Genomic DNA, 4,199 nt, shown 5'->3' with positions numbered 1-4,199 from the left:
CAAGCATACCCCTCACCGCTTCTCGTCATGCGCGCATTCGGCGTCGCACACGCGACAACAGAACAACACTGCCAGCACACACGGCACTCCGCTACCGAAACCCGCCAGGAATGCCCCTTTAACCACGGCATTAGAAGAAAAGGGGCATCGGTCTCGCTCCGACTCCAAGACTCGGAGCCGACCACTGGGCCCGTGAATCACTTCTGGTAAAACATGCCCGCTCGTCAGCTTACTACCGTCACGACCATCATGAACCCGCCCAAGATTCGGGATGGTCGTGCGGTGGCGTACTACCGGGTGTCCAACTCTGGCCAGAAAAACGAGCTCACCTGCCAAGTTGGGTGTGTGGTTGAGGAATGCAGCACGCGCGGGATTTCGCTGGATGCGACGGTCACCGAGGTTGGTTCGGGATCGAATGGAACCCGCACGAAGTTGCGGAAGCTCCTTGCCGATCCCGGCATCACCCACCCGGACCGTAGTCGAGCACCGCGACAGGCTTGCGCGGTTCGGTGTGGAGCACCTCGAAGCCGCCCAATCAGCAACCGGTCGTGAACTCGTCGTGCTCCACGCTGATGAGGTCAAAGACGACTTGGCGCAGGACATACCTCACCGCCACGCAGCTCAGACCCCGTCCACGCATCCACCGGAGGGGCCTCAACGGCATCAGCTCACCGAACGTCATCCCGGGAATCCACATCGGACGGCTGTGCTGGTCCGGCCCCGCCATCGAGCATGGATTGGATACTCCAACCCACCCTCAAAGTACCGGTGACGACACGAGATCGCGGCATACCCCACGAGCCCCAGATACGGCGCTCCCTCGTAGCCGCCCGGCCCGGTTCAACCAACCCGCTTCATAGGTCACCAAACGGCTCAACGCCACGAAAGCCGGATTCTCGCGCTTGTTTACGCCTCCGGGGCCGTCTCCTGCGGACCGGAAGCCGGAACAGCACCCGAGGAGTCGGCCAGACCGGCCAACTCGTCGCGTTCCCCGGCCGACATCGGAGCACCGGGCCCGCCCGCCGGCGTGGTACGTGATCCATCCGCGGCGGACACGCCCGGCGCCTCCTCCAGGCGCTGCCTGGCACGCCGCTCAGCTGTGCGGTTCATCTCGATGAGGTCGCTTTCCCAATCCCGAAACCAGCGATCGGCTTCAGAAAGATCCCTCGGAATTTCTTTCGGTTCCCTTAGATTCGGAAGCGCAAAAGTGTGCGGGGGCGCGATCAAGACGATTGCCCGGCCTGCGGGAAACACCATGCCTTCGGGAGTTACGGCATACCGCTTGCTTCTGCAGTCGTCGATGTACTGCTGATGTATCTGTTCCGCCGAACCGGAATAAAACGTAACGGACTCTTCGCCACCGACGTCGACACCCAGCTGACCGAGCCACTCTTCCATCATCAGCGGACGCGCATCGTGATCGTCACTGCTGGCACTGATGGCCCAGTCCAGCACCCACAACCTCGGCCCGGAATCGGTATGCTCCACGACCATCGGCGCGACGTGATAGTCAGCTACCACCTTCGCGGGCTTGCCCGGCAACGCATCTTCTGCATATGGGGAATAAAAGCTTAGGTCGGGCCCGACGCGGGCAACGAAGATCTTCATCGGAGCGGCGCCCATTCGAACCAGTTCCATCACCCAGGCGTGCGCTCGGAGCCAGCAGCCGTTTTCGGGGTGATCATAACGAACCGGCGTCTCGCCAAGGGAGTAGTTTTCGAATGCGGTGTTCTTCAGCTTCCGGTGCCACTCGATTATCTGCTCCATCGAAGCGTGCTGCAAAACGATGTCACCCAAGACATTCCCGATCTCTTCGTGATAATCACCCCGCAGCTCGATCAAGTCCGTTCGCAAGTCCGAGCCGAACTGGATCTTGTAAGCCGTTGCCACTGCCCAAATCTTGCGTAGCTCACGGTCCAGCACACGCATCAGGTGCATCGCGGCCCCGAAAGACTGCTCCCGCACCACAGGATCGGACGCCCCCAAACCTGCGGACACGTGCCCACGAACCGCAGCCGCATATTCGAACACATCCCGCCTGTGGTGCGGCTTGTAGCCGAGTTCCGGCGGCACCGAGGTAAACGGCGGCTCGGGCTCACCAGTGTCAGGGGAATCAGGCTGCATTCGCAACAACTGTGCCGCATACGCGGCATCCTCCCCGCCGAGGACATCGGCCAACACCGAATCCAGCTCCCGACCGGTATGTGCCTGGAACTCCCGGTACAGTCCCTCGACCGCGACCTGCTTTCCCCGCACCGAGCGCAACCCATCCATTACCGAGTCGGCATCAATGTCCTTCTGCGACAACAGGTTATCCAACGTTCGAGCCCGCCACTGCGCCATCGACCCGAAATCCTCCGGCCGGATGGCGGCAAGCGTCGGCGAACCTGCATCCGCCGCCCCCGGGCGGAACCCGTACGCGCGCGTGCTCGCTTCCAGCTGCGCCAGATGCCGCGGCAACAACCGACCGCCAGGACTACCCCTCCACATCACGCTTTCGTCGCCATACACCCGGTTCCGGCGCGGTATCGCGATCCGCTGGTTCTTGGACACCGGCATGTCGTCCCGATAGAACACACGCCGAAAATCCTGCCCGGGCCCACGCCGTTGCGGGAACTCATCCAGCATTCCCAGGCGAAGCCCCAAGGCCCAGGCGAGCTGCGCGTCGGAACTGACGAGGTCCGTGTACCTCAGCAGGCTTGCCTGCGCGCTGCTGTCCTGGGAGATCGTCTGGTGTGCAGCGTTTTCCGGATCGTCCGGGAACTCGACCCGCACATGGAACTGCTCGCCCGACGGAAGACGGTACCCCTGGTTGAAATACAGATCAGCCGCAGCGACTACCTTCTCGACGCACGTCGCGCGATCGATGGACCCCACAGGCGAGTCGGTTTCCACAGGCGAGTCGGTTTCCACAGGCGAGTCGGTTTCCACAGGCGGATCGGTTTCCACAGGCGAGTCGGCTTCCACAGGCGAGTCGGCTTCCACAGGCGAGTCGGCTTCCATAGGCGGATCGGTTTCCAGGAAAAATTTTAGGGTGTACTCCTGAACCCAACGCCCCTCCACCTTGATCCGCCGCACGTCGTATCGCACCGACTGCTCCATGGCTACGGGAAACCTTGGGGTGCTGGGACCCATCACTTCCCACAATTCGGACTGAACCGATAAGTCCGGTTTAGCCTGCCGCAGATTCTCCCACTGGTCAGGTCGCAAGGGAACCGGATCGGGATCGAACCACGAAGCGGTCTTCGCTCGGCTACGCAGCCACGAAGGATCTGTTGATGGAATATCAAGCAGCGCCGCAAAGTCGCCATAAAGCGCATTCATCAACTCCGCGATGTCGCGACCATCCGCTATCTCCCGTGTCTCCCCTACACCCGTCAGCAGTTCGGTCAACACTAAGCGAATTGAGTCGTGCACGTCGTTGTCCACCGTGCCCGGCTCCGCCTGCGGCATCGGCTCCAGCATCGCCGCCGCCACCCCGCGGACGATCCTTACCGACGCCGGCTCAGCGGACGCCTCCCACTCCTCCACCAGAGCCTTAGCCTGGCCGATCCGCTCCGCCCACCGTTGCTTCGCGGTATCAGGCCGCTCAGCAAAGTCATTACGAAGCGCATTGATCAAGCCGTTGAATTCGACACGGCGCGCGATCTCCAGCCTCACCGCACGGATGATCGAATCCCACAGACGCTCTTGCTCGTCGACCAACGGCCCGCTGCCCGCAACCCCCTCCGGACGCTCACCCATCCACCGCTGAACGGCCGCCGCCGCCCGCAATCCAACTTGATCACCGAGCTCTCCATGGGCAGCCAAATAGCCGGCCCACCGAGCCTCAAAATCATCCACCGTGCGATGTGGCACGGTCCGCTCGGCGGCTGCTGCAGCTTCCTCCTGCGGTGTGTCCGTCACGGAGGCAGCGACGCCATCCTGCGAAACGGCGCCGCTCTCCGCCGAGCCAACACCACCGTCAGGTCCTGGGCTCTCAGACGGCACGACGTCCTCGTCCCTCGACCTGGAAAGCCGGTCCGGCACACCCAACCCGCCAGTAACCTGGACAACGCTTGCGTTCGTTGCCTCCTGTGCCGGATTTTCCTCAGGCGTCTCCGTTCGGTTTGGTTCTGGCGTTCCTGCCCACCTGGTCAACGGGGCGGGGTGTGCCCCCTGCGCATAACTCGGCTCGGCCCAGCCGTTGAACGCCGCCC

The 4,199-nt window shown here is 62.7% G+C and carries 2 protein-coding genes; one reads left to right on the top strand and one right to left on the bottom strand.

Translation table 11 applies throughout. The features are described 5' to 3' along the window. The first annotated feature begins 213 nt into the window (after positions 1 to 213). A complete protein-coding gene (locus tag ACWDKQ_RS35300; RefSeq protein ID WP_450143094.1) occupies positions 214 to 552 on the top strand; it encodes a recombinase family protein in 339 nt (112 codons plus the stop codon). A gap of 354 nt (positions 553 to 906) precedes the next feature. Here ACWDKQ_RS35300 and ACWDKQ_RS35295 read toward each other — a convergent pair whose 3' ends face one another. Further along, on the bottom strand, positions 907 to 3,990 hold the full coding sequence (locus ACWDKQ_RS35295; protein WP_450143093.1) for a protein-glutamine glutaminase family protein: 3,084 nt from the start codon (positions 3,988 to 3,990) through the stop codon (positions 907 to 909). Positions 3,991 to 4,199: the final 209 nt, after the last annotated feature.

The organism is Saccharopolyspora sp. NPDC000995 (assembly GCF_053599315.1).
This window is presented reverse-complemented; position numbering and strand designations above follow the sequence as displayed.

Bases quoted from the DNA above. Each gene is read 5' to 3' on its own strand.
- ACWDKQ_RS35300 (WP_450143094.1), top strand. From the start codon at position 214: ATGCCCGCTCGTCAGCTTACTACCGTCACGACCATCATGAACCCGCCC.